Below are 24,332 nucleotides of genomic sequence, written 5' to 3' on the forward strand. Positions count from 1 at the left end.
CAGTCCCTAGTCCCCAGTCCCCAGTCCCCAGTCCCTTAAAAGTAGATAGCTGAATTATGGCGATAATCTCCTCGAAAAAACAGCCTCCAGAACCCAACAAAGAACCAAAGCAGCGTCGAGAGTTGGCGAAAGCACCATCCACAGAAAATATTTTGCAGCCTGAAGCTGCTATTGATGAGCAAGAACAGCAAGAAGAAGGTATTCGGCCGCACCGATTTGCCGATTACATAGGGCAAAAAGATTTAAAGGATGTGCTAGATATTGCCATTAAAGCAGCCAAGTCTCGTGGTGAGGTATTGGATCACTTGCTGCTGTATGGGCCGCCGGGATTGGGCAAAACCACAATGGCAATGATTTTAGCATCGGAAATGGGGGTAAATTACAAAATTACCAGTGCGCCAGCCTTAGAACGTCCACGGGATATTGTTGGGTTACTAGTAAATCTCAAGCCAGGGGATATCTTATTTGTGGATGAAATTCATCGCCTCTCGCGGATGACGGAGGAAATTCTCTATCCAGCAATGGAAGATTATCGCTTAGATATTACTATTGGTAAGGGTTCCAGCGCTCGGATCAGAAGTTTGCCGCTGTCAAAGTTTACCTTAGTCGGGGCTACAACTCGTGTGGGTGCTTTAACTTCACCACTGCGCGATCGCTTCGGTTTAATTCAAAAACTCCGATTTTACGAAGTTGACGAACTGACTAAAATTGTACTGCGAACCGCTCAATTACTCAAAACCCCCGTTACAGAAGATGGTGCAACAGAAATTGCCCGTCGTTCACGCGGAACGCCACGTATTGCTAATAGGCTACTTAAGCGAGTACGTGATTATGCAGAGGTAAAGATTTCTGGCGAGATTAATGAAAGCATTGCATCTGAGGCATTGCAACTATTCCAAGTAGATCCTTGCGGTTTAGATTGGACAGACCGCCAGATGCTGAGTGTAATAATTGAACAATTTAATGGCGGGCCAGTGGGGTTAGAAACAATGGCAGCAGCGACAGGTGAAGATACCCAAACAATTGAAGAAGTGTACGAACCTTACCTCATGCAGATTGGGTATCTAACTCGGACTCATCGTGGAAGAATGGCGACAAAGGCAGCATATAAACATTTGGGATTCACGCCACCTAATGAACAGTTGTCATTATTGTAATTATGGGTATTGGGCATTGGGCATGGGGCATTGATACTCGTAAATGAGTCTTTGAACTCCATTAATGAGCCTTTGAACTCAATTCCTCTGCCCCATGCTCAATGACAAATGACAAATAACAAATGACAAATTAGGTAAACCTAGATGATTAAGTTGATTAGTATTTTTCTCAGTTTGTTACTTGTGTTTGGCTGGAGTTCTCCAGTTATGGCACAATCTCAACCGCCCATTACTCAAGAACAGTTAAAACAAGGCGATCAGTGGGCAAATCAAGCGTTTATAGCTACGAATCAAGGTGACTTTGCGACGGCTGAAACTTACTGGACAAAGATTATTGAGCAATTTCCCACGAATGCCGGGGCGTGGAGTAATCGGGGAAATTCGCGGGTAAGCCAGAATAAGTTACAAGAGGCGTTGGCAGATTATAACAAAGCCATAGAACTAGCGCCGAATGTTACCGATCCTTACTTGAATCGGGGCGCGGCGTTGGAAGGAATGGGAAAATGGGATTCGGCGATCGCAGATTACAATCGCGTTCTAGAACTCGATCCTAACGATGCGATGGCATACAACAATCGCGGTAATGCCACAGCCGGTTTGGGAAAATGGGATTCGGCGATCGCAGACTACAAAAAATCTAATGAGATAGCCCCAAATTTTGCTTTCGCCCGTGCTAACTATGCCCTCGCCCTTTATGAAACTGGTCAAAAAGAGCAAGCAATCCGGGAAATGCGAAATATTGTCCGTAAATATCCTAAGTTTGCTGATGTGCGTGCCGCCCTCACTGCTGCATATTGGGTAAATGGAGAACAAGGCGAAGCCGAAAGCAACTGGGTAGCAGCTTATGGACTTGATAGCCGCTATAAAGATATCGACTGGGTAACAAATATCCGCCGTTGGCCTCCCAGCCTAGTTACAGCTTTGGATAAATTCTTGAAAATCCAGTAATTAGCAGGTAAATCAAAGGGGAAGCGAAGCGATCGCTCCCACCTGATTCTGAGATTTTCTACACCAAGTTAGTCTCAAGAACTCGCTGATTTTGCTGGCGCTTTCCAATTGCTACCATTGGTACACCACCGCCTGGTGCTAACAGGACGCTTTTCCTAACTGGCAGTACTGGCTGTGTATCAGCTAATTTCATTTGCCAATCAGATAGTACAGTTGCCAATACCAGTTTCATCTCAAACAGGGCAAATGCCATGCCAATGCAGCGACGATTACCACCACCAAAGGGCAAATATTCCGATTGAGTAAATTGTCTTTCTAGAAAACGATCTGGCTTAAACTGCTTGGAATTGGGGTATAAATCTTCTCGATGATGGCTCAAATAAATACAAGGAACCAATATAGTACCAGAGTCAAATTTGTAGCCTGCAATTTCTAGAGGTGATTTAACCAATCGATTTAATCCCAACATCGCCACCGGATACAAGCGCATTGTTTCCGAACAAACTGCATTCAAATAGGGTAATCGGAAAATGGCGTTCGGGTCTTTTTTGTCACCTAGACTATCCAATTCTTGTAGCAGTTTTTCACGGACTTCAGGCTGATGATGAATCCAATATAGTGCCCATGCTAAGGAACTAGCGGTAGTTTCATGACCTGCAATCAACAAAGTCATCAATTCATCACGTAATTCTAAGTCTGTCATCGGCTCACCTGCTTCATCACGAGCCGCCATCATTAAAGACAGAATATCACTTCGAGACTGGTCGCCAAGCGATCGCCTCTCTTGAATTTCAGCATAGATGAGATCATCCATTTCCTGCCGCAAACGTAGATATCTTCCCCAAGGACTGCGAGGCCCTAAATCCCGTCGTAATAATGGGAACAGGAGCAGTATTGCGCGCATAATAGGTCTTTTTGGATTCAAGATGGCAATCAGAATTTCTTTAAGTTTTTCATAACGAAGTCCGTCCTCTAAACCAAATACAGCCTTCAAAATCACCTGAAAGGAGATTTCTTGCATAGATGATAAGACTGTAAAGCTTTGCCCCACAGGCCACTCGCTAGTTACTTGCTTGGTGATCTCGCCAATTAAATCACCATAAGCTTGCATTCTTTCCCCATGTAGAGGAGGTGTCAGCAGTTTACGCTGGCGTTGGTGAGTTTTTCCTTCTAAGGATAGTAGAGAATTTTGCCCCAATAAAGGGGTTCCTGAACCTGCTGCTGCACCAGAATCTAACTGTTTGGGATCAGTGGTAAAAATCTGCTGAATCGCTTGGGGATTGCTAACGAATATTTGAGGCGTAAAAAGTGGGCCAATCCTGAGTGTGAAGATATCACCATAGCTTTTAGCACAGTCTTCCATGTATCCCAATGGGTTAGTTAGCCATTGAAATGTCTGTATCCAGGGGTGAGTTTGGGGGCCGTCAGGCAGTTTAAGTGCAGACATTTTTATTTATCTCCCAATAATTGGAGCAAGATTGTTATCAGCTAGTCAATTCATCCACGCATAGCTTGATTAATCTTAGAACACAGATTAAGTAGATGAACTCACCAAATCTTGAATCTGCCTTGGGGTTAATTCTTGCACATTACGCAAAACTACTGCTGCTCCTGCTGCTATTAGTGTCTGACTGTATGCATCACTACGCGCTGCTGTTTCCTGGACGTGGGGCGGTAAAACCCCTACTCCAATCCAAAGGTGAGCAGAATCTAAACGCCGCGCTTTCTCGATGGTATACATATCTGCTACCGTATCTCCCACATACACGATCGCTAATTTTTGCTCAATTCCATTTTCTAATTCACGAACTGTAGCAAAAAGTCCAGTGGGGTCAGGTTTACCTGGCGCATCTTCCATCGCAATCAACACTGGAGATTCTAAGCCCAGACGCTTTTCCAAAATGTAGTTAGCTGAACCACGAGTCGCACCGCTAAAAAATCCCCAAGCAATCCCCGCTTGGGTAAGTTGTTCTAAATAGCTAGGTTGTAATAATAAGGGTTCATTACAGATATACCCAGTAAAATTATTTGGGTCTGGGCCGCGGTAACGCGATTGAAAAAAAGCAACGATCGCATTGTAATCTAGTTGCAGTTGCTCGCGGGCCTGTCCTTGGGTTTCAAAGTAGCGGTAAATTAATTCCTGCGATGCTTCCCAATCGTTATTCCATACGCCTTCAGACTTTAGTTGGTCAATATCTAGTGGTGTTGGACGATATGCTTGGGTAGTAAAATATTCTACGGTATCTGCGATCGCTCGGCGATAGGAACCGCTAACATCGCGCACAACGCCATCAATGTCGAAAATAACGATTGCTCTTGCAGAAGTTGGTTGAGTCATGGGTAGGGAGGAAAAGAGTTTTATATCTGATTCTAGTCATCTTGCGTTTACTCAAAAAGTTCCCATTTTAAAAGTTTTCACGATTATTACGATAAAAAGGCTTATAAGTCAAGGTTGAAAGCGATCGCACAGCAATTCCAAATTCAAATTTTGACAACGGGTACAGTCTAGCTTGAGGATAAAGGATTATCTCTTCAAGGGCATCGAGATGGAGCCGATGACAGTGAGTTTTGGGGTAATGCTGGGATTTCTGCAACGAGCGATCGCTGAAATTAAAGACCCAAGGCTTGCTAGTAATGCGACACACTACAGCATCAAAGATACTGTAGTGTGTGCTTTTTCAGTATTTTTCATGCAGTGTGAGTCGTTTTTAGAACATCAGCGTCAGATGCACAGCCGTTATGGGCAAGATAATGCCCAAAGCTTGTTTGGTTTAACGAGAATTCCGACTACGCCTCAAATTCGCAACATTCTGGACAAGATCGCAGCAAGCGGATTATTTCGAGTGTTCACCTGGTTACCAGAGGTTGCAACAAGATGGCTATTTAAAACCCTATCACTGTCTGGGTGGACATTTGTTGGTGACGTTAGACGACACTCAGTATTACTGTTCCCCTGGTCGTTAGTGCGGGCAGAAGTCGCTGGAAGACGGAAAATGATTTCCACAATGTCCTCAAGACCAAGGGTTATCATCTGGAACATAATTTTGGGCACGGGGAACACCATTTAGCCTCCATCTTGCTCACTCTCAATCTCTTGGCCTTTCTCTTCCACACCGTTTTGCACTTGGTTGACAAGTCCTACCAACAAATCCGTTTCCAGCGGGGCACTCGCAAAGGATTCTTTCAAGATATCCTTAGCCTCACCAAGTATTTGCTGTTTGACAGTTGGCAGCATTTGATAGACTTCATGCTCTCTGATTCAGTCTTCTCACTAGCCACTGACTCCTCCTAAATTTTTGAATTTGGAATTGCTGGCAATCAAAGATTTTCACCCTCGGCTAACCATCAACGACAGTCTGTACCAGCGTCTAAACTGAAACAAACTGGAAATAAAACTTACAAAGGAGGTGGTGCGGGGGACTTTTCATGCTATTCTCTGACTGATTTTATAGTAAATTTCATATAAAATGGACGATGACGAGGATATTATAGAAATTCCTTTACGACCTCTGGTTTGGATGGGAGACTCTCTCAAAAATATCCGTTCATTTCCTGAAGATGTGCGTGCATCAGTAGGCTATGCACTGCAATTGGTGCAAACAGGAGAAACACCAATGGATGCCAAGCCTTTTAAAGGGGTTGGAAGCGGCGTGTATGAAATCGTCAAACGCTACGATACCGATACTTACAGGGCAGTATATGCGGTAAAGATTGGAGAGAAAATCTATGTCCTGCACGCTTTTCAGAAGAAATCAAAGCAGGGGATTAAAACCCCACAGGCTGATGTTGACCTGATTAAACAACGCTATAAGGACGCAGTGGCAAGAGAGAAACAACAATGACACAGGAACCCGTTTTTGAAGAAAGTAGTGGCAACGTATTCGCTGACCTCGGTTTGTCAGATGCGGATGAACTTTTTACGCGGGGCAAGATAGGAATTCAGGTACTTTGCCTTCTGAAACAACGCAACCTGAAACAGCGCGAAATCAGCGAACTTCTTGCCATTCCCCAGCCAGAAGTATCTCATTTAATGAAAGGAGAGTTTCAACGGTTCAGCGAGGGCAAACTCCTCATTTTCCTCAAGCGACTCGATACGGAAATCACCTTACATCTTCGCCCTCGTCACGCGCCGGGCCAATCTGTTGAAACTGTGATATCACTATAGGGCAGGATGGAAGTCATGTTGGGTCTGAGTTTAGAACAAACCAGGATTTATCAAAAAGCAGCTTGCAGGTAACTTTATTTCAAACTCAGAGACTTTACTCTGTGCGTATATCTTGTTCTGTGTGCGTTTGAGAATTTACTACCTCTGTTGAGACATTGAAAGTGCGTGTGGCGGTAGTAATTAGCGAGAGCGTTGTGTTAATTTCAGAACCCAATTGGGAAACATAAAGTAAAAAATTGGGTATTTTTCTGTCATGAAAGCGGTTTTACAACACAGTGAGGAAGATTGTGGTGCTGCTTGCCTTGCAACCATAGCACAATACTATGGTAAAACTTTCGCTATTAACAAAATGCGGGAATTAGTAGGCACAGGTAAGCAAGGTACTACTTTGCTTAGTTTAAGACGAGGGGCGGAAAACTTAGGTTTTAATGCCCGTCCAGTGAGAGCAACTCCTGAATTAATAGAACGCTTGGATAGAATTTCTCTGCCTGCCATCATTCACTGGAAAGGATATCACTGGGTTGTATTGTACGCACAAAAAGATAAGAAATATGTTATTGCCGACCCAGCAGTAGGTATTCGCAAGCTCAACCATCAAGAGTTATTAGAGGGATGGGCGAATGGTGTCATGCTGTTATTAACTCCAGATGAAACTCGTTTTGAGCGACAGGAGTCGGATAAAATAGGCGGCTTTGGACGTTTCCTCAAAAGAGTTTTACCCTATAGCAAAATACTTGCAGAAGCGATCGCAATCAATATTATAGTTGGACTTCTTTCTCTGGCTTATCCTTTAATGATGCAACTCCTCACAGATGATGTTTTGGTGAGGGGAGATATGCAGCTATTAACTACCGTAGCCATTGCGGTTATTACCTTAAATATTTTTCAAGCTGCTATTGGTATTGTTCAATCTCACTTGGTAGGACAATATGCTCAAAGGCTAGAGTTGGGATTAATTTTAGATTACGGGTATAAACTCCTCCGCTTACCTTTATCTTATTTTGAAGCCCGTCGCAGTGGGGAAGTTGTCAGCCGCATTGATGATATAGAAAGAGTTCATAATCTAGTTTCTCAAATTGTTTTGGGTTTACCCAGTCAATTTTTTATCGCTGTCATTTCTTTGGGAATAATGATTTTTTACAGTTGGCAGCTTTCTTTAGCTTCCTTATTTGTCTTTATGATAGTTATAGCTATTAATTGGCTATTTTTACCAGCTTTACGACAAAAAACCCGTGCTTCTATTATTTTAAATACAGAAATTCAAGGTTTTCTTGTAGAAACTTTTCGCGGTATTCAAATACTTAAGACTACCCAAGGTACTCCTCAAGCTTGGGAAGAGTATCAAACTAATTACGGTCGTCTCGCTAATTTCAAGTGGAGTACCATGAAGCTAGGGTTTTACAGTACCACCGTTACAACTCTATTCAATAGTTTGACAAATATTGGTTTACTTTGGTTGGGCAGCTACTTTGTAATTAATCGTACTCTAAGTATAGGTCAATTACTTGCTTTCAACGGCATGAGTGGAAATTTCTTAGGGTTTTTGAGTTCGGTGGTAGGCTTAGTTAATGAATTTATTACTGCTCAAGTAGTAATTCAACGCCTAACAGAAGTCTTAGATGCTACAACAGAAGATGAGAAAGAGCGTAAAAAACCTTGGGCGGAAATTACTGCTGATACAGATATTGTTTGTACTAACCTGAATTTTCATTATCAAGGTAGAGTTGATTTATTAAAAGATTTCTCTCTCGTCATTCCTGGGGGAAAAGTAACAGCTTTAATTGGTCAATCAGGTTGTGGAAAAAGCACTTTAGTCAAGTTAATAGCGGGATTATATGACTTGCAATCTGGTAATATTCGTTATGGAATTTATAATCAGCAGGATGTATCTTTAGAATGCCGCCGTCAACAAATAATATTGATTCCTCAAGAACCGCACTTTTGGAGCCGTTCAATTATTGAGAATTTCCATTTTGCCTATCCTTCAGTTAATTTTGAACAAATTGTTAGAGCTTGTCAGATAGCTGGTGCAGACGAATTTATTAGCAATTTACCTGATAAATATCAAACTATATTAGGAGAATTTGGTGCAAATATTTCTGGAGGACAGAAGCAAAGATTAGCAATAGCCAGGGCAATTGTTACTAATCCACCAGTATTAATCTTAGATGAATCTACAGGCGCTTTAGACCCAGCATTAGAAACTAAAGTTTTAGATAATTTATTAGCGGCTCGTCAAGGTCAAACAACTATTATGATTAGTCACCGCCCTAGAGTAATTGAGCGGGCTGATTTCATTGTTCTGTTAGAAACAGGAGAGTTGAAGCTAACTGGTACTCCCAATGAATTACGTCAGCAATCTGGTCAGCACTTGAAATTTTTAACTCCATAATATTCTCAATCAATTTTGATTTTATAGGAGTTATAAATGATTATTGTTTATATTTTTGCCGATGATTACTGCCTTATAATTATCATACATTGGCTATTAATCTTGCTTTTCTCAAAACAAATTGCAATACAGTTTCCTCTTTAGAGATAATATCAGCGCTTCCTTCCATTCCTAGTTGGATAGCACATTCTTTTCCTGCAATCTTCAATACATAGTTTTCTGGTTTTATATTTACCTTGTAACTACCTGCTTGTGAAATTCCCCCCATCCCAAAAGAAGAGTTAGAAGAATTCAAATTAGATTGAGGTTCTATTGCATCTGGAGAAATGCTGCTCACTGTACCTTGTAAAGAGCCATAGTCGGGATAGGGACAAGCAGATACGCGCATATATACTTTTTGTCCCAGCCGAATTTTACTGATTTCCTCAGCAGGAATATCAGCTTTGATTTCCAATGGTGCTTCACTAGGAGCAATTTGGGCAATCATCTCTCTAGAACCAATGACTTGGGAGGCGTTTCGTAGATTGAGTTGTGCTATTGTGCCAGAGGCAGAAGCACGAATTATGAGATTTTGGAGTTCAATTTCTATTTGTTTAAGTTCTTTTTGGTAGCTGTTTAATTGGTTTTCTAATTCTGTTCGTCGTTGAATAAGCTGTTCTCTTTCTTGCTGGAGTCTAGATAAAGTTGCTTCTCCTCTAGCTTTTTCTTGAGCGATTCTTTCACGAGCAATCGCCACTCCTGATATAGAATTAAGGGTGGTTTTGGCTTTGTTTAACCTTGCTTGGGCTGCTTCAACAGCTCTTTGTTGCTTTTCTACAGTTTGCTTGTGAGCTTCTACTATTGCTAATTGAGATAAGAGTGCTTGTTGTTGTTGTTGAGCTGCGAGAGTTACTTCTTCGTATGCGTCTTGAGAAAGCGCGCCAGATTTGACTATTGGTTTATAGCGATCGCTTTTGACAATCGCTGCTTTGAATGAAGCTTGGCTTGCAAGTGAATTTGCTTGAGCCGACTTTAATTCTGCTTTGGCTCTTTCTAAATCATCTTGAACTAATTTTAAGTTAGCTACTGATTCTTCTACTTCCGTGGCGGTGCTAATTTGACTATTGTGATATTCCGTTTGAGTGCGTTGCAGTTCAGCCTGAGCAGCAGATGTGGCACGATTTGTTTGTTCGCTTTCTGCTTGAATCTGTCTATCTAAAGCAGAAATTTGAGCAGTCATTTGAGTTGATTGAACTGTAGATTGTTGAATATTTCCAAGAAATTGACTTTTCTTAGTTTGTAGGCGAGAGCCATCAAGTATAGCGATGATATCTCCTTGTTTAACTTGCTGATTTCCTTTTACTAAAATATCTTTTACTATCCCTTCCGTCGCAGCTTGTACTAGGCGGAGTTCTCCAGCTGGACGAATGGTAGCAGCTACTTTAACTGTGGTTTTATATTTGAGGATACTTGCAAGGGTAACGCCTGCAACAAAGGTAGCTATAAGTACCAAACCGCCAATAGTTGTCCATTTACCGATCGGAGGTAAAAAATCTTCTGGAGTAGCAGCAGCTAGAGAGTTAAGATTAATTCCTTCTGGCTGAGGTATTGCTTTTTCTACCTTGGGGAAGGAATGAGAATTTGGGACAAAAGATATATCGGCATTAGTCATAGTTAAGTAGAAAAAGACAAGTTTAAGAAGTTATAAAATTTCCAGTTGCACTTGAAGTGTGGTAAGCAAAAAGCTCTGCCTTTAGTTGTTTGAAGGAGGCAGAGCTTGAGTAACTGCATTTCTCGGTTAGAGTTGAGAAATAAGGTAGATAAATTGTTTAAGTTTTGTTAGTCTAATTTCCGTCTAATTGGTTCTCTCCCACCATTCCAGTTGCTTCTAAAGCTAGCTCACCTGCTGTGTATAGTCCAAGTGCTGTCATGCCTCCGGCCTGAGTCACTCCATTGCCTGCATTATTCAAAGTTTTTATTGTGGCATGTGAGACTACTTTTATAGCTTTCTTCCACCAACTTTTACCTCCTGTTAATTGTTCGCAGCATTCATCTGATAAGACTTCAAACAAGTCTTCTTGGTTTTCTATTGTCAGGCTTACATTTTTGTTTATAGACATGGTTTTTCTCCCCAATAAAAAAATACGAGAATTTGCTTGTTATAGATTGAGCCAGAAAAAATATTATCTCTTGGCTCTAGCTACTAATTAGATTAATCCAAAATAATGTATATGCACAGACTTGACAATCTAAATTTTGAAAGTTAGCAACCAAGATTACAATTTTTTTGCTTTTGATTCAGTATTTATTTGGAGCATTTTTATAAAATAAGCTTAGTAAGTAAATATCTGGAATTTAATTGGGTATATAGCTTTGATTCCTAAAAGTATCAAGCTTTTCAATATACAATATTTTTTATATATAAATATATAAAAAATATTTATAAAGAAATCATGAATTAGTTATAGTGTTGCAGGATTTCTTTAAAGTTATCAATAAACTTTCTAAGTTGTTTCTACCTATTTACCCTGAAATTGATTTTCTGGGCAGGTATTAATTGGCGTAGATATAGACATTACCTCACCGCGCTCAAAAATGAAAGTATATTTGCTACCTGGAAATATCTTTCTAAGCTCGACTTTATCCATTTTTCCGTTTGGGCGATCGCAAAGGTAAGCGAGCGCTAAAAAATGTGGGTTTTACTGCATACATAACATCCACAAGTCGCCTTACCACTAACTTCTATATCAGGAGATTGTTTTTCACTTTAAAGTTCTCCTTAAACATCAGAAATTAAGCATCAAACTCAATTGGCTGACCGTTGAAATGGTTATAAATGGACTCTGGGTTAAACCAGCTTGGTAGTGTACGCTCTGCATCCAGATATTCCTCCTCGTTGTCATCAAGCAAGCCACGAACAATCTTGACTCTAGACAGTGGGGTTTTACCGTTAGCTGAGAATTTCTGAATCAGAATTGTACCCGCCTCCCTCATCGCTTGTGTGCCTTCTAGATAGCTTGAATTCATGTCATTGTGGGTAATACCAGTAACATAAACTTTTGCTTTCCTAGTGTCTGTCAAATGCAGTTTATAAAACTTTTCTGCGGGTTCACCAATCAATGATTTTATGATTGTGCGATATATGCTGCATGGTGGAAATATTGTGCCAATAGAGCGCGATCGCCTCATAGATAGCTTACTCGATTTGATCCTTAACAAAAACGAAGCTACCCGCTGATTTTCCTTTTGAAAACTTAAGGGCGATCAAAAGGATTTTGGCTTTGATTTCTTTGGCTTAGAAATGTTTGACGATGGCGATCGCTAGTACAACACGGCGTAAATAAACCACCCATTCCAAATCAATGAAACGCTTATGCTGTATACCTGTTTGAATTTTGAATGCAAGAATTTTGAATTCCGCCTTGCGGTACTAGTTGTCCAGACTGATAAGCTGTTCCACATTATGACTTTGGAAAAAATCACAGTCGAGGACTTGCTCTGACGTGAAGGGAGATTGCTCAGGGAAGATAGCGATAGCTAATCCAGTTTCAATCACAGCCAGTCGTCTAGCGGTTTGATAGCTTTCATCGAAAACCCGATCAAAGTGAGGCTTTAAACTCGGACTTTCCTGGAATGCCTTTTGGACTTGCCTGCGGTGTTCAAAAATTGTGTAATGCCAACTTTTTGAGCGCTTTTCAGTTTGAATTTGATATTTGAGCAGATGCATCAGCAACACTTCCAGATTGCTCTCCAATGACCGTTTTTCACTTCTCCCCATCGTTTCAATTTCTTCAATCAGGTTGTCTAAGTCCAGTTGTGTGAAATTCTTTTGCTTGAGCAGTTCTGCTGTGGTTTGAATCCACAGGTAAAAATCTTGCTCATACAAATCTGAACCAGATGTTGTTTGAGATTGGGGCAGTTGGGCAGTCATAAGCATCTTTCGTTAACGCCGACTACACTTTATGCTAGCCCAATCCAATCACTGTTTGGTCATTTGATATGGTATTGCGTTAAAATAAGCGATCGCTATCCTAGTTAAGTAATGCCCGGAAATTCCCGGAGGTGTGATTGACCAAGTTTATTTTGAAAATTCTGTGGTTAGACGAAAACGTTGCTCTAGCAGTCGATCAAGTTGTAGGCAAAGGCACCAGTCCTTTGACTAAGTACTTTTTTTGGCCCAGAAATGATGCCTGGGAAGAGTTAAAAAAGGAATTAGAGTCCAAACATTGGATTACTGACCTAGATCGTGTCGAGTTGCTTAACAAAGCGACAGAAGTGATTAACTACTGGCAAGAGGAAGGCAGAAACCGTCCAATGGCAGAAGCTCAGTTGAAATTTCCAGAAGTTGCCTTCACAGGTAGCGCTTGATATTACAAAATTAGCTATTGTCCCGATCTACAAGCTGCCACAGTTTGATAGTCTTGTCCCGGCTGCCGCTTGCAATTAATTGTGTAACTTTGCTCACAGCAACAGCAGATACTGAGTCTACATGACCAGAGAGAGTAACAATCTCTTCTGCTGTGCTTACCTTCCAAAGTTTAACTGTTTTGTCGCAACTTGCGCTTAGGAGGGTTTCACCATCGGCAGTAAAAGCCACAGCCACCACAGACCATGAATGGCCTACTAGTGTGCAAATTAGCTGACCAGTGTTTACCTCCCACAGTTTAATAGTGTTATCATCACTACCCGTCGCCAAAATTTGACCATCAGGACTAAAAGCGACTGTCAAAACCGCCCATGCATGACCTGAAAGGGTGCCTAACAAGCTATAGCATGGGCGGTTTTCAAATTCTCTCTGGGAACTTCCTAATGCAGGTATCTGCCACAAACGAATTGTTCTGTCATAACTAGCGCTGGCTAAAAGCTGTCCTTGGGGGCTAAATGCCACTGAATTTACCTTTAATTGGTGTCTACCTATAGTGCAAATTTCTCTGCCAGTATTGACATCCCAGAGTTTGATTGTCTTATCCCAGCTACCACTAGCGAGAATCTGCCCATCTGGACTGAAAGCAACTGATTTTACAGCATGTGCGTGTCCCAAGAGGGTGCAGATTTCCTCTAATGTCTCAACCTGCCACAATTTGATAGTTTTATCATCGCTAGCAGTTGCCAGAATTTGACCATCAGGACTGAAGGTAACTGATTTTACAGCTTGGGAATGTCCTGATAAGCTAGCTAGGACTTGTTTGGTATTTAAATCCCACAATTTGATGTTTTTGTCATCACTAGCACTAGCTAAAGTGTAACCGTCAGGACTAATGGCAAGGGCATTCACACTACTTAATGTCCCAGAATGCCCAGTTAAAGTATGTAAGCATTGCCAAGGAGGATTTTGGGTCGCACCTTTGGTGCGCTGACAGCGCAACTTGGATTTTGGGTCGCAGCTTTGGTGCGCTGACAGTGCAACTTGGATGTTAAATTCCATACCCATTGCTTGCATAACTTCATTAGCTGATTGAAAGCGGCGGTTAACAACATTTTGCAGCAGCTTGTTAAGGATTTGCGCCAAGCGTAAACTCTTTGAGTCTTGTCGCCAGACATCGCTAACCTTAGTAGTAAGATATTGTTGCCAGACCCAACAATCGTTAGCAATATCATATAAATCAAAGGGAGGAATTTGGGTAAGTAAGTAAATACAAGTTACACCCAAGCTATATAAATCACTAGCAAAAACCGCTTTTCCCTTCGTTTGTTCTGGTGCAGCGTATTCTGGACTGCCAATACTGGTTTCAGATGTTAGCCGATCGATTTCTGTGAAAATTTTCGCAGTGGTAAAATCGACTATGACGAAATCCCCCTTCTTGGTAATTGGGGATCTACGAATGATATTTTGGGGTTTAATATCGCGGTGGATGATGTGGCGATCGCTCATAAACTGAAAAACTGGCAACACATCTTCTAAAAGTTGCCAAATCTGAATTTCATTAAAAGCACCTTCCTCTTCAACCATCTGAGCTAAATTAGTGCCTGCAATAAACTCCTGCACTAAATAAAAATGTCCGTTCTGCTGAAAATAATTTAATAACGCGGGAATTTGTAGATGCTTTCCTAATTCTTCTAGCTGTTGCGCCTTTTGCTGAAAAGTAATAGAAGTCTCGTATTCTTGCGATAATTTTTGAACTACGCAAGGAACTGGAGGAAACTCACCCTCATCGACAGCGAGGAAGGTTTTACAGAATCCCCCTTTACCAATCTGCTTGAGTAAACGATAACGTTCTTGTAAAAGCAAAATTTATCTACCTACAAGGTGGGCATTTTGCCCACAAGAAGATACTATCATTTGTTTTTTGTCAGGGCACAACAATGTTATGCCCCTAACTAATGTTCCTGATGTTACTTATCTACAGGAAAATTCACAACTATCGGTGGAAGACCGTTTTCTGTGGTTGGTTGTGCCTTGTTAACTACTGGTTGTGGATGCAAAGGTGTTGGTGTCAATTCACCCTTACCAGTTTGATTCCATAAAATCAAGGATAGTAGCCCATCCACTAAGCCATTATTGCTACCATTACTGCCAACTAAGATATCTGGAATCAAGCGAACATTGCGATCGCCGATAATCTGCATCAGTTGCATTGCTGTATAACCTTGTGGCCCCAAAGCTTCCACACCAGCGCGGTAGGTTTCAGCTTTGGCATTACCTGTGGCCCGAATACCTTCTGCCTCAGCAATTGTCCGGAGTTTTGTCCCCTCAGCTTCACCGTTCGCCTCTTTAATTTGGGCTTGGGCTTTGAGGTCAGCAATATGCACACTCTGCTCCGATTTCACCATCTCTTGCTGGATATTAGCCAGTGCCGTTTCCCGGACAAGTTGCTGCCGTTGGGTTTGCGCCATCTGCTGGACTTCATAAGTCTTGCGTTCTTCTTCAGCAATTTTCCGGTCTGTCTGTGTCTGCATTAACGACGCTGGTGGCTGAATATCACCAATTAGGGTGTCGATCGCTTGCACGTCATAAGCCCGTAATGCTGTTTTAATATATTCAGCAGCCTCAGATTGTCGTTCGCTCCGAGCGGTGAGAAAGTCTAGTACAGTATAGTCTTGGGCTGAGTTGCGGAAATAATTACCAATAGTTGGTTCTAAGACATGGTCTACCAGATTTTGCATTGCACCAACGCGAGAAATTACCTTTGGAGCATCTAAAGCACCCACATGGATAATTTGCGCTACTTCCAAATCAAAGGCAAACCCATCACGTGATCGCACTGTCAAGGAAGCCAGTTGAGCATCATAGCTGTGACGTTCGGTGCGATCTGACCAATTTAATACAATGTTAGTCGTTGGCACGAGTTCCATCTTCATGATCCGGGAGTTAATCGGGTGCTTACCAGGATATAGTGGTTCGACCCACACACCCTTATGTCCAGGATTCACCAAGTTACCGTGGGTGAAAGCTGCGCCACTGACATCTTGATGTGCCTTACCCACGAAAGAAATTACCACACCCACATACCCAATAGGAATTTCCGTCATCGGCACTTGCTCAACCTGGACAAACCAAGGATTCAAGTTCCAAGAACCCGAAAGCAAAGTCTGTTCTTGTAAACCTCGCCGTCCACCGCCATCAATAAATTTTTGACCATTTTGGAAGTTGTCGTGTCCCTCAATTATCGGGCCTGCGAGTTCACCGGCGGAAATTGGCAAACCATCTAAGGTTGTGACAATGCCAACTTTGTCAGATGCCAGACTGTACACCCGCAACTGTTCTGGAGTCATGCCATGAGCGCTAGCATTTGTTGCCACAATGACTTTAAACAGGGCAGTGTTGATCCGGTACGTACCAGCCGTGAGAAAACCCATTTGCCGCCCTTTTTCCCCGCCTTGGCTGAGGAATTTCCGAGCATCTTGGAAGTTGTCACAACTGACAATTTTACCCAAAATCCGCTCTGGTGGGTTGGGTAGACCATCTGCTGCCACAATCAAAGCGATTTCCCCTTGGGGAACGACAATTACCGATTCTTTCTTTACAGAATACTGCCAAGGCCAATAGCCCCAGTGCCAACCAGGAGCTAAAGTATCTGCCTGCAAGCCAGCTTCGCCATTGAGGGCAATCAAACTTCCGGCGGGGAGTCCCTGCCCGGAAAGGGTAAATTTTCTAACTATAATACCGACTTCACGTTCGCCAATTACTACAAGTCCGCCAAAGAATAGGGGGACAAATATAACTAAACCCCCGACAAGGACGATGGGGATTAATACAAAAGGATCAATTCCAGCAGCTTGATATTGAGTCCTGCTAATTTGTAACTGGGAAATATTTGGTTTGGTCTGATTTAGCTGGACAGTCGCTGAAGTAATTTCTTTTGCAGTAGTTGTTTTAACAGAGGTAGCATTGGCAGAGTGAATACTACCAGCAAGTGCTAACGTTGCTACGATAGATGCTGCTAAACGAGCTACCTTATTTTGTTTACGAGTACCAAGCAAAGATGAAAGGCTTTTCATAATTTGTGCCCAAAAGGGCAACTAATTAGTTAATTTAACACTCCACCAAAGCTTGCCTCGATTTCTTAAACTTGACGTAATTTTTTTAAAATTAATAAATAAGGAGTCAGGATTCAGAATATTCCATCCTTTTATAGTAGGACTTACGCAAAATATCTCTCAAACTCTGATTTCTCCGTGCCCTCTGTGCCTCTGCGGTTCGTTATTCCGTAACTTGTGCGTAAGTCCTATATAGATAGAGTTTTGGCACCCGTACAGAATTCATACTGAATTCTAACTCCTGACTCCTGACTTTTGAGTTCTTCTTAATAAATATTTTGTAGGTTGGAAATTGCCCAACCTACAAAGTGGAAATATAAAGTTAAATTAGACCGAACCGCCAGCAGCTTGAAACCGAGCGCGGGCCCGTTTGAAGGCTTGGGTTGCCTGAATTTGGGCTTGGCGATCGTCTGCGGAAACTTGATTCAGACGTGTTTCTGCTTGGTTGTAAGCAGTACGAGCTTCATCAAGGTTAATTTTGTCGCCACGTTCAGCGCCGTTAACCAAAATTGTCACTTCATTTTCTTCGACTTCGGCAAAGCCACCCAAAAGAGCGATCGCTTCCCAATTCTGATTTTTAGCGGCACGAACTCGCATCACACCAGTATCTAGAGCGGTCAAAAGTGGTGCGTGTCCAGTTAAGATACCTAGTTGACCAGTAGTGCTAGGCAAAACTATTTCTTCAGCCGGCGCATCCCAGACTGTTTTATCTGGGGAAATTACACGAACGGTTAATGTCATTTGTCTTTTGTCCTTTGTCCTTTGTCTTTTGTCTTTTGTCCTTTGTCTTTTGTCCTTTGTCATTTGTAATTGCCATTAGTCATTAGCCTTGAACTAATGACTAATGACTAATGACCAATGACCAGTGACCAATGACTAATGACCAATGACTAATGACTAACCTTTGATTTTTTCAGCCTTAGCGATCGCTTCGTTAATATCACCAACCAAGTAGAAAGCTTGTTCTGGTAAAGCATCTAACTCACCAGACAAAATCTTTTGGAACCCTTTGATGGTGTCTTCCAACTTCACGTACTTACCAGGAGAACCAGTAAATACTTCTGCTACAAAGAACGGCTGAGACAAGAAACGCTCAACTTTCCGCGCCCGCGCTACGATCAGACGGTCTTCTTCAGACAATTCATCTAGACCGAGAATGGCGATAATGTCTTGGAGTTCTTTATAACGTTGCAGAGTTGATTGCACCGCCCGCGCAGTATTGTAGTGTTCGTCACCGACAATATTGGGCTGGAGCATGGTCGAAGTTGAACCAAGGGGGTCAACTGCGGGATAAATTCCCTTAGCTGCCAAACCGCGAGACAGTACTGTGGTTCCGTCCAAGTGGGCGAAGGTGGTAGCAGGTGCGGGGTCGGTGAGGTCATCCGCAGGTACGTACACTGCTTGAATGGAAGTAATAGAACCCTCGGTAGTTGAGGTAATCCGCTCTTGCAGTTCACCCACGTCGGTTCCCAATGTAGGCTGATATCCTACCGCAGAAGGCATCCGACCCAAGAGCGCCGACACTTCCGAACCTGCTTGGACAAACCGGAAAATGTTATCAATAAACAGCAGCACGTCTTGCTTGTTTACATCCCGGAAGTACTCAGCTACTGTCAATCCCGAAAGACCAACCCGCATTCTCGCTCCGGGTGGTTCGTTCATTTGACCGTAAACTAGAGCAATTTTTGATTCGTTGAGGTTGTCTTTATTGATAACCCCAGATTCCATCATTTCGTTGTAGAGGTCATTGCCTTCACGGGTACGTTCACCCACGCCAGCAAATACGGATACTCCACCATGCTGGGTAGCGATGTTGTTGATCAACTCCATCATGATCACGGTCTTACCAACACCAGCACCGCCGAATAGACCAATCTTACCGCCGCGTCGATAGGGGGTCAGAAGGTCAACAACTTTAATCCCAGTCTCGAACACCGAAGGTTTGGTTTCCAGGTCGGTGAATTTGGGAGCAGAGCGGTGGATGGGTAAACTTGCCTCAGCATTTACAGGTCCCCTGTTATCTACAGGTTCGCCAAGGACGTTGAAAATCCGGCCCAAAGTGGCTTTACCAACTGGTACGGTGATAGGAGCGCCTGTATCGGTGACTTCAAAACCGCGCACTAAGCCTTCGGTGGAACTCATCGCAACAGTCCGCACCTGGTTGTCGCCCAGCAGTTGCTGTACTTCAACGGTGATGTTGATTTCCTGTCCAGCTTCGTTGGTGCCTTTGATTTTCAAAGCGTTGTAGATTTGTGGCAATTTCCCGCCGGGAAATTTAACGTCTACGACTGGGCCAATGATTTGGGTAATGTAACCAATGTTTGTTTTTTCTGCGGTTGTTACCATGCTGCGCCTAATGAGTGAAGCTAGATTTCAGATTAAGGTCGGAGAAGACATAAAATTAAGCAATGTCACCTTTCAGATTAGCACTGAACGACCCTACCTTCGCCTTAAATTGATCCTTAAGACTGGTGTCTGAGCAACCAAGGTAGGCTTGCTTGTAAAACTGTTCAAGTCAGTCAAGCAATTTTGGATTTTGGATTGCCGATAGTGTCGCGTTAGCGAGTCCACGTATTCTTACAGAGAAGCAAGCTAGCAATAGCGTCTGTCTGCGACACGCTGTTTGCGTTCGTTGAGAGCGTCTTTGGGATTGAAAAAGATCGTGAAGATAAGAATCATATCATGTCCCGTCAAAGACTTATCATTTAGACCGCAGTTCTTGCTGGGAGCTGGGAGCAGGGAGCAGGGGGCAGGGAGAAAGAGACTTTTCCGATTTTTGCACAGAGCCGGTAATCATAAGTGATTAACCGGACTTGATATCATAAACCAAAAAAGTCTAAAATTCTTAGTCAAAATAAAAACTGCTGTGCCTATTAGTATCAGGCACAGCAGCTATCAAAATGACGGTGAGAAAAAATTTAGGCTTTTATGGCAGCTTTTTGTAGCTGTTTGCGCTTGCAAAGGGAAGTAGCACTGAAAGCACCGAAGGCTAGGACACCGATTATCTCTCTTTAATCACTATCGGTAGAGAAAAATCTAAAACCCTTATTTCTCATGACTTTTATCAATTTAGACGTAGGTTGGGTTGAGGAACGAAACCCAACACCCAAAGACCTTAGAAAAGTTGGGTTTCACTTTGTTCAATCCAACCTACATTATGAATTTAATTAAATAGTAGTAAAAAGTGAGCTAAGGTCAGGCTTACATAGATATTTTTTAGCAAATAGATAAACAAAAGTTTTTAAAGTTGGGATGTTTTTTAACAGCAGCTTTATACTACTCTTGTACCCATAGGGTTTGATTAAAGTCAAAAATCAAAAGCTGCGTAAATTTGGTAACTACTGCCGTCAAGTGATGTTAATGCAGCGCTAAAATAAATGTAGTTACGACAAACTGGTGTAAGTCCACCCGCTTCATCTTCACATCTCCACCGAGCAATAGCTTATGAATTTCTCGTCAGCACGACAATATTTTTACCAGGAGATTCAGCAGTCTGACGAGCACATTGACCTAGCAAAGGCAGCTTTGTATATTGCACTAGAAGAATATCCCAACCTAGATCCAGAGGAATACCTCAATGCCCTTGATACAATGGCGTGGGAGCTTCAAGAACGCCTACCTGACTCACGATATCCTTTGCGGATAGTTCAAAGTATTAATCAATATCTCTACGAAGATTTAAAGTTTTCTGGTAATAAAATTGACTATTACGACCCACGTAACAGCTTTTTCAATGATGTAATTGACCGCCGACTGGGGATTCCCATTACCTTAGCGCTGGTTTACCTGGAAGTTGCCCGACGGATTGATTTTCCGATGGTGGGTGTGGGAATGCCAGGACATTTCCTAATTCGCCCGGATATTCCAGATATAGAGATTTTCGTCGATGCTTTCAATGACGGCGAAATAATATTTGCCCAAGATTGCGAAGACCGGCTGTCTCAACTTTATCAGCAACCTGTGACCCTACAACCAGAATTTTTAGCTGTAGTCAGTAATCGGCAATTTTTGGCAAGGATGCTGACAAATTTAAAATTTATTTACCTCAAACAGCAAGAGTTAGAAAAAACGCTGGCAGCAGTTGAACGAATTTTGTTGCTGTTTCCTGGTTTAACTTTAGAATTGCGCGATCGCGGTCTGATTTATTATCAACTGGGTAACTACCCCCAAGCCGTAGACGACTTACAAAATTATTTAGCAAAAGTTCCCGATGCTGAGGATGCATCTGTGATTCGGCGGCTACTTACCGAATTGGGTAAGGATGAGTAGGGAGTGAGGAAGAGGCAGGGAGCAGGGAGCAGGGAGCAGGGGGCAGGGGGCAGGGAGCAGGGAGCAGGGAGCAGGGAGCAGGGAGCAGGGAGCAGGGAGCAGGGAGCAGGGAGCAGGGAGCAGGGAGCAGGGGAGGCAGGGAAAGCAAGGGAAGAATAATATATTCCTGACAAATGACAAATGACAAATGACAAATGACTAATTTTGTTCTTCTGCAACTCGCTTGAGGCGGCGCAGTTGGGCTTGCATATCTTCTTTTGTCCAAGACGCAGCAAAGGTGTTAAAACCCCAACTAATTAAAGGGTTAGGGATATCGTACTCAAAGCGGTTGAGTAGGCGCGTTCCCTTTTCTGTTGGCTGACATTCCCAGCGATCGCGCCCTTGAAAAAACCCCTGAAATTCCCAGACTACCAAACCCGGTTGTCGTTCTACAACTACGCTATTCAACGTGGGTTTGAGTAGAGGAATTTGAATGATAAAACGACTTTCACTGCCAACATCGGTACTCCAAGCTTCGCCCACAGGTTCGCAACGCAGGACGGGGTTGAGCCAGCGGTGCATGAGAGCTAAATCGCTAATACAGCGCTCCACCACTCTAGCTGTAGCATTAATTTGAATCAATTGTTCCAAAACTTGGGACATTCCACATCTTTAGTGCTGTTGCTGCAATTAGAGTAACGCAAAATTTTGGGGAATGGGGGATAAGGGGGACAAGGGGTAGGGGAGCAGGGGAGCAGGGGAGAAGTAGCACTAAGTCTTTCACCTCTGCCCCTTTGCCTCTTGTGCCCAATGCCCGTATATTAAATCAAATATGAGTAAATATGTATGTTTTTACTGGTAAATTGATAGGCAAAACACTGACTCAGTGTTTGCGGCGAATACTTAAGCATAATTCCCGAAAACCATGAACACAACTTGGCAAGAAATAACCCAGGTGATGTCTACGACGGGCTACCCCTACGGAGTTAGTTTATCCACGAGGGTGCAGCAATTTTTGGCACAATCGCCCAGCCTGCAACCGGCGCAACCAGCAGTGAATCAAGGAATCGCTGATGTACAAGGTATTGTTCAACAGTTGATTTTATTTACGCCCCGTCTGCTAGGGGCAGTGGCAATTTTGTTAGTAGGTTTGCTAATTGCCTTCGGCGTAGCCGCACTGACGCGAGGAATCCTCAATCGCACAAATATAGATAACCGCATTGCCGCAGGGGTAACGGGTCGTCAAGATGTTCCCCAAGTAGAGAAATTAATCTCCAGCTTAGTATTTTGGAGCATTATCCTACTGACGGCAGTAGCTGTTTTACAGGCATTAGATTTAGAGGTAGCCTCTCGACCTTTGAATAATTTTCTCAATCAACTTATTGGCTTTTTGCCAAAGTTGGTTGGTGCGGGAATCCTTTTAGTAACCGCCTGGTTTTTGGCGACCATTGTGAAGATTATCACTGTGCGCTCATTACAGGCATTTAACCTGGATGAACGTTTAAATCCAGAACCAGAAGACAGGGCACCCAGCCTCAATCAGCTTTCTCTGAGTGAGACGATTGGCAATGCTCTGTATTGGTTTATATTTTTACTGTTTCTCGCTCCAGTTTTGGATACTCTCGGACTACAGCAGGCTCTACAACCAGTACAAGCTTTAATTACAGAAGTTCTGCTCATTCTGCCGAACATTTTAGCGGCGATATTAATTGCTGTAGTTGGCTGGTTCATAGCTAATGTGGTGCGGCGGATTGTGACGAACTTGCTGGCGACAACTGGTATAGACCATTTAGGTAGTCGGTTGGGATTCTCTTCTAATGCGGGGGTGCAACCTCTATCGAGTATTATCGGCACAATTGTCTATGTTTTGATTTTGATTCCTGTGGCGATCGCAGCGCTGAATGCCTTGCGAATTGATGCGATCTCAATACCTGCGATCGCCATGCTGCAACAGGTTCTCAATGCCCTACCTGCCATCTTTACAGCCGTGGCAATTTTGATTGTTGCCTATTTTGTCGGGCGGTTTATCGCGGACTTGGTTACAAGTATCCTCACCAATTTAGGGTTTAATAACATTTTCACTATTTTGGGTCTGACAACACCCAGCAGACGAATTGTAGTTTCAACACAACCAACAGTTGAGCCTACTCCAACCCGTACTCCATCGGAAATTGTAGGCATTGTTGCCTTAGTGGGTATCATGCTGTTTGCCACAGTGGCGGCGGTGAATATCTTGAATATTCCAGCCCTGACAGCATTAGTGTCTGGGATTGTGATTATATTCGGGCGGATTTTGGCCGGATTGGTGATCTTTGCCATTGGCTTATTCTTGGCAAATTTGGCTTTTAACATCATTACCAGTTCCGGCGAACGCCAAGCCCAGATTTTGGGACAAGTGGCGCGGATTGCAATTATTGCCTTAGTTTCTGCAATGGCACTGCAACAGATTGGAGTTGCCAGTGATATTGTAAATTTAGCCTTTGGACTTTTACTAGGTGCGATCGCAGTTGCTATTGCCCTAGCTTTTGGTCTTGGAGGGCGCGACATTGCACGAGAGCAAGTTCAAGAATGGCTAAACTCTTTCAAAAGTAGAAACTAAAAATTGATGAAGGCGCAATTTCGTCTGTAAATCTGGAAAAGTGCAGCCGTAAGCATCAATAGTCCAGAAAATCTTTCGGCAATTTTGCTTAAGAGGTTGAAAGTTAGAGCTTAGAAACTCGGAGTTTGAGTAGAGAATTTGACGTTTTAAGTTCTGAAGCTCAAGTTCCGAGTTTTGAAGCTCAATTTAATCGTATTTTCCGAGTCACCTTTTTTAGCTGCGTAAGTGAGAAATCCTTTAGTCTTAAGGAAAGCTGGGGATAAAGCAAGGACGCCTGCGATCGCAGTACCCCATCGCAGTAACAGTGGATATAACTGTCAAGACTTTACTTTAATGGGCAAACCCAGTACTTTCTTATAAGAAGAA

The 24,332-nt window shown here is 42.8% G+C and carries 20 protein-coding genes and 1 pseudogene; 10 read left to right on the plus strand and 11 right to left on the minus strand.

The annotated features are described in order from the left end of the window. The first annotated feature begins 56 nt into the window (after positions 1-56). Both ruvB and V7K41_RS24465 read left to right on the plus strand, forming a co-directional pair. Positions 57-1,157 carry a Holliday junction branch migration DNA helicase RuvB gene (gene ruvB, locus V7K41_RS24460; RefSeq protein ID WP_334852388.1) on the plus strand — a complete coding sequence of 367 codons (1,101 nt, stop codon included), beginning with the start codon at positions 57-59 and terminating at the stop codon, positions 1,155-1,157. 144 nt (positions 1,158-1,301) lie between these two features. After that, positions 1,302-2,105, plus strand: a complete 804-nt coding sequence (locus V7K41_RS24465) for a tetratricopeptide repeat protein (protein WP_334852390.1) — start codon at positions 1,302-1,304, stop codon at positions 2,103-2,105. Positions 2,106-2,163: 58 nt separating this feature from the next. On the opposite strand, the gene V7K41_RS24470 is transcribed toward V7K41_RS24465, so the two are convergent. Beyond that, positions 2,164-3,552, minus strand: coding sequence for a cytochrome P450 (locus V7K41_RS24470; protein ID WP_334852392.1), 1,389 nt, complete (start codon positions 3,550-3,552; stop codon positions 2,164-2,166). 87 nt (positions 3,553-3,639) lie between these two features. Further along, complete coding sequence (locus tag V7K41_RS24475) at positions 3,640-4,443, minus strand: TIGR01548 family HAD-type hydrolase (RefSeq protein WP_334852394.1); 804 nt, start codon at positions 4,441-4,443, stop codon at positions 3,640-3,642. Between the two features lie 217 nt (positions 4,444-4,660). Between V7K41_RS24475 and V7K41_RS32990 the strand changes: the two genes are divergently transcribed. The 5 genes and pseudogenes from V7K41_RS32990 to V7K41_RS24495 all read left to right on the plus strand — a co-directional run bounded on the left by V7K41_RS32990 (position 4,661) and on the right by V7K41_RS24495 (position 8,662). After that, a complete protein-coding gene (locus V7K41_RS32990; protein WP_442943261.1) occupies positions 4,661-5,173 on the plus strand; it encodes a hypothetical protein in 513 nt (170 codons plus the stop codon). Further along, positions 5,062-5,397: pseudogene (locus V7K41_RS32995) on the plus strand (ISNCY family transposase); the annotation flags it as partial. The gene V7K41_RS32990 and the pseudogene V7K41_RS32995, both read left to right, overlap by 112 nt. Positions 5,398-5,572: 175 nt before the next feature. Then, positions 5,573-5,947: a type II toxin-antitoxin system RelE/ParE family toxin gene (locus tag V7K41_RS24485; RefSeq protein ID WP_334852395.1), complete on the plus strand. Its 375-nt coding sequence runs from the start codon at positions 5,573-5,575 to the stop codon at positions 5,945-5,947. Further along, positions 5,944-6,270, plus strand: a complete 327-nt coding sequence (locus tag V7K41_RS24490; protein WP_334852396.1) for a helix-turn-helix domain-containing protein — start codon at positions 5,944-5,946, stop codon at positions 6,268-6,270. The genes V7K41_RS24485 and V7K41_RS24490 overlap by 4 nt, the downstream gene beginning before the upstream one ends. A gap of 253 nt (positions 6,271-6,523) precedes the next feature. Beyond that, complete coding sequence (locus V7K41_RS24495; RefSeq protein ID WP_334852398.1) at positions 6,524-8,662, plus strand: peptidase domain-containing ABC transporter; 2,139 nt, start codon at positions 6,524-6,526, stop codon at positions 8,660-8,662. A gap of 82 nt (positions 8,663-8,744) precedes the next feature. On the opposite strand, the gene V7K41_RS24500 is transcribed toward V7K41_RS24495, so the two are convergent. The 4 genes from V7K41_RS24500 to V7K41_RS24515 form a co-directional block, all read right to left on the minus strand. After that, on the minus strand, positions 8,745-10,313 hold the full coding sequence (locus tag V7K41_RS24500) for an HlyD family efflux transporter periplasmic adaptor subunit (protein ID WP_334852400.1): 1,569 nt from the start codon (positions 10,311-10,313) through the stop codon (positions 8,745-8,747). A 172-nt stretch (positions 10,314-10,485) separates the two neighbouring features. Further along, positions 10,486-10,761, minus strand: coding sequence for a hypothetical protein (locus tag V7K41_RS24505; RefSeq protein WP_334852402.1), 276 nt, complete (start codon positions 10,759-10,761; stop codon positions 10,486-10,488). 673 nt (positions 10,762-11,434) lie between these two features. After that, a complete protein-coding gene (locus V7K41_RS24510; RefSeq protein WP_334852404.1) occupies positions 11,435-11,761 on the minus strand; it encodes a hypothetical protein in 327 nt (108 codons plus the stop codon). 310 nt (positions 11,762-12,071) lie between these two features. Next, positions 12,072-12,572, minus strand: coding sequence for a DUF29 domain-containing protein (locus V7K41_RS24515; RefSeq protein WP_334852405.1), 501 nt, complete (start codon positions 12,570-12,572; stop codon positions 12,072-12,074). 137 nt (positions 12,573-12,709) lie between these two features. Here V7K41_RS24515 and V7K41_RS24520 point away from each other — a divergent pair, with 137 nt between their 5' ends. Further along, positions 12,710-13,009 carry a 30S ribosomal protein PSRP-3 gene (locus tag V7K41_RS24520; protein ID WP_094333099.1) on the plus strand — a complete coding sequence of 100 codons (300 nt, stop codon included), beginning with the start codon at positions 12,710-12,712 and terminating at the stop codon, positions 13,007-13,009. 10 nt (positions 13,010-13,019) lie between these two features. Here the strand turns inward: V7K41_RS24520 and V7K41_RS24525 are convergent, their stop codons facing one another. The 4 genes from V7K41_RS24525 to atpD all read right to left on the minus strand — a co-directional run bounded on the left by V7K41_RS24525 (position 13,020) and on the right by atpD (position 19,465). Continuing rightward, positions 13,020-14,870 carry a serine/threonine-protein kinase gene (locus tag V7K41_RS24525; protein WP_334852406.1) on the minus strand — a complete coding sequence of 617 codons (1,851 nt, stop codon included), beginning with the start codon at positions 14,868-14,870 and terminating at the stop codon, positions 13,020-13,022. A 104-nt stretch (positions 14,871-14,974) separates the two neighbouring features. Beyond that, positions 14,975-17,080 carry an SPFH domain-containing protein gene (locus tag V7K41_RS24530; protein ID WP_334852408.1) on the minus strand — a complete coding sequence of 702 codons (2,106 nt, stop codon included), beginning with the start codon at positions 17,078-17,080 and terminating at the stop codon, positions 14,975-14,977. Between the two features lie 366 nt (positions 17,081-17,446). After that, entirely contained in the window at positions 17,447-17,860 is a 414-nt protein-coding gene (atpC, locus tag V7K41_RS24535) for an ATP synthase F1 subunit epsilon (RefSeq protein WP_334852410.1), read from the minus strand. 156 nt (positions 17,861-18,016) lie between these two features. After that, a complete protein-coding gene (atpD, locus tag V7K41_RS24540) occupies positions 18,017-19,465 on the minus strand; it encodes a F0F1 ATP synthase subunit beta (protein ID WP_334852412.1) in 1,449 nt (482 codons plus the stop codon). A 1,098-nt stretch (positions 19,466-20,563) separates the two neighbouring features. Here atpD and V7K41_RS24545 point away from each other — a divergent pair. Then, positions 20,564-21,388, plus strand: a complete 825-nt coding sequence (locus V7K41_RS24545; RefSeq protein ID WP_334852414.1) for a SirB1 family protein — start codon at positions 20,564-20,566, stop codon at positions 21,386-21,388. A gap of 198 nt (positions 21,389-21,586) precedes the next feature. On the opposite strand, the gene V7K41_RS24550 is transcribed toward V7K41_RS24545, so the two are convergent. Further along, the gene (locus V7K41_RS24550; RefSeq protein WP_334852416.1) at positions 21,587-22,030 is read right to left on the minus strand and encodes an SRPBCC family protein; all 444 of its coding nucleotides are present in this window, start codon (positions 22,028-22,030) and stop codon (positions 21,587-21,589) included. Positions 22,031-22,292: 262 nt separating this feature from the next. Between V7K41_RS24550 and V7K41_RS24555 the strand changes: the two genes are divergently transcribed. Then, positions 22,293-23,966, plus strand: a complete 1,674-nt coding sequence (locus V7K41_RS24555; protein ID WP_334852417.1) for a mechanosensitive ion channel — start codon at positions 22,293-22,295, stop codon at positions 23,964-23,966. The last annotated feature ends 366 nt before the right edge of the window (positions 23,967-24,332 follow it).

The organism is Nostoc sp., from assembly GCF_036917415.1.
In the GTDB taxonomy this organism is placed as follows: domain Bacteria; phylum Cyanobacteriota; class Cyanobacteriia; order Cyanobacteriales; family Nostocaceae; genus Nostoc.

Excerpts from the sequence above, each read along its gene's own strand:
- V7K41_RS24470 (WP_334852392.1), bottom strand. The coding sequence starts at position 3,552 with ATGTCTGCACTTAAACTGCCTGACGGCCCCCAAACTCACCCCTGGATA.
- ruvB (WP_334852388.1), top strand. The coding sequence starts at position 57 with ATGGCGATAATCTCCTCGAAAAAACAGCCTCCAGAACCCAACAAAGAA.
- V7K41_RS24555 (WP_334852417.1), top strand. The coding sequence starts at position 22,293 with ATGAACACAACTTGGCAAGAAATAACCCAGGTGATGTCTACGACGGGC.
- V7K41_RS24465 (WP_334852390.1), top strand. The coding sequence starts at position 1,302 with ATGATTAAGTTGATTAGTATTTTTCTCAGTTTGTTACTTGTGTTTGGC.
- V7K41_RS24530 (WP_334852408.1), bottom strand. The coding sequence starts at position 17,080 with ATGAAAAGCCTTTCATCTTTGCTTGGTACTCGTAAACAAAATAAGGTA.
- V7K41_RS24550 (WP_334852416.1), bottom strand. The coding sequence starts at position 22,030 with ATGTCCCAAGTTTTGGAACAATTGATTCAAATTAATGCTACAGCTAGA.
- V7K41_RS24495 (WP_334852398.1), top strand. The coding sequence starts at position 6,524 with ATGAAAGCGGTTTTACAACACAGTGAGGAAGATTGTGGTGCTGCTTGC.
- V7K41_RS24490 (WP_334852396.1), top strand. The coding sequence starts at position 5,944 with ATGACACAGGAACCCGTTTTTGAAGAAAGTAGTGGCAACGTATTCGCT.
- V7K41_RS24500 (WP_334852400.1), bottom strand. The coding sequence starts at position 10,313 with ATGACTAATGCCGATATATCTTTTGTCCCAAATTCTCATTCCTTCCCC.
- V7K41_RS24485 (WP_334852395.1), top strand. The coding sequence starts at position 5,573 with ATGGACGATGACGAGGATATTATAGAAATTCCTTTACGACCTCTGGTT.
- V7K41_RS24475 (WP_334852394.1), bottom strand. The coding sequence starts at position 4,443 with ATGACTCAACCAACTTCTGCAAGAGCAATCGTTATTTTCGACATTGAT.
- atpD (WP_334852412.1), bottom strand. The coding sequence starts at position 19,465 with ATGGTAACAACCGCAGAAAAAACAAACATTGGTTACATTACCCAAATC.
- V7K41_RS24515 (WP_334852405.1), bottom strand. The coding sequence starts at position 12,572 with ATGACTGCCCAACTGCCCCAATCTCAAACAACATCTGGTTCAGATTTG.
- atpC (WP_334852410.1), bottom strand. The coding sequence starts at position 17,860 with ATGACATTAACCGTTCGTGTAATTTCCCCAGATAAAACAGTCTGGGAT.
- V7K41_RS24545 (WP_334852414.1), top strand. The coding sequence starts at position 20,564 with ATGAATTTCTCGTCAGCACGACAATATTTTTACCAGGAGATTCAGCAG.
- V7K41_RS24505 (WP_334852402.1), bottom strand. The coding sequence starts at position 10,761 with ATGTCTATAAACAAAAATGTAAGCCTGACAATAGAAAACCAAGAAGAC.
- V7K41_RS32990 (WP_442943261.1), top strand. The coding sequence starts at position 4,661 with ATGACAGTGAGTTTTGGGGTAATGCTGGGATTTCTGCAACGAGCGATC.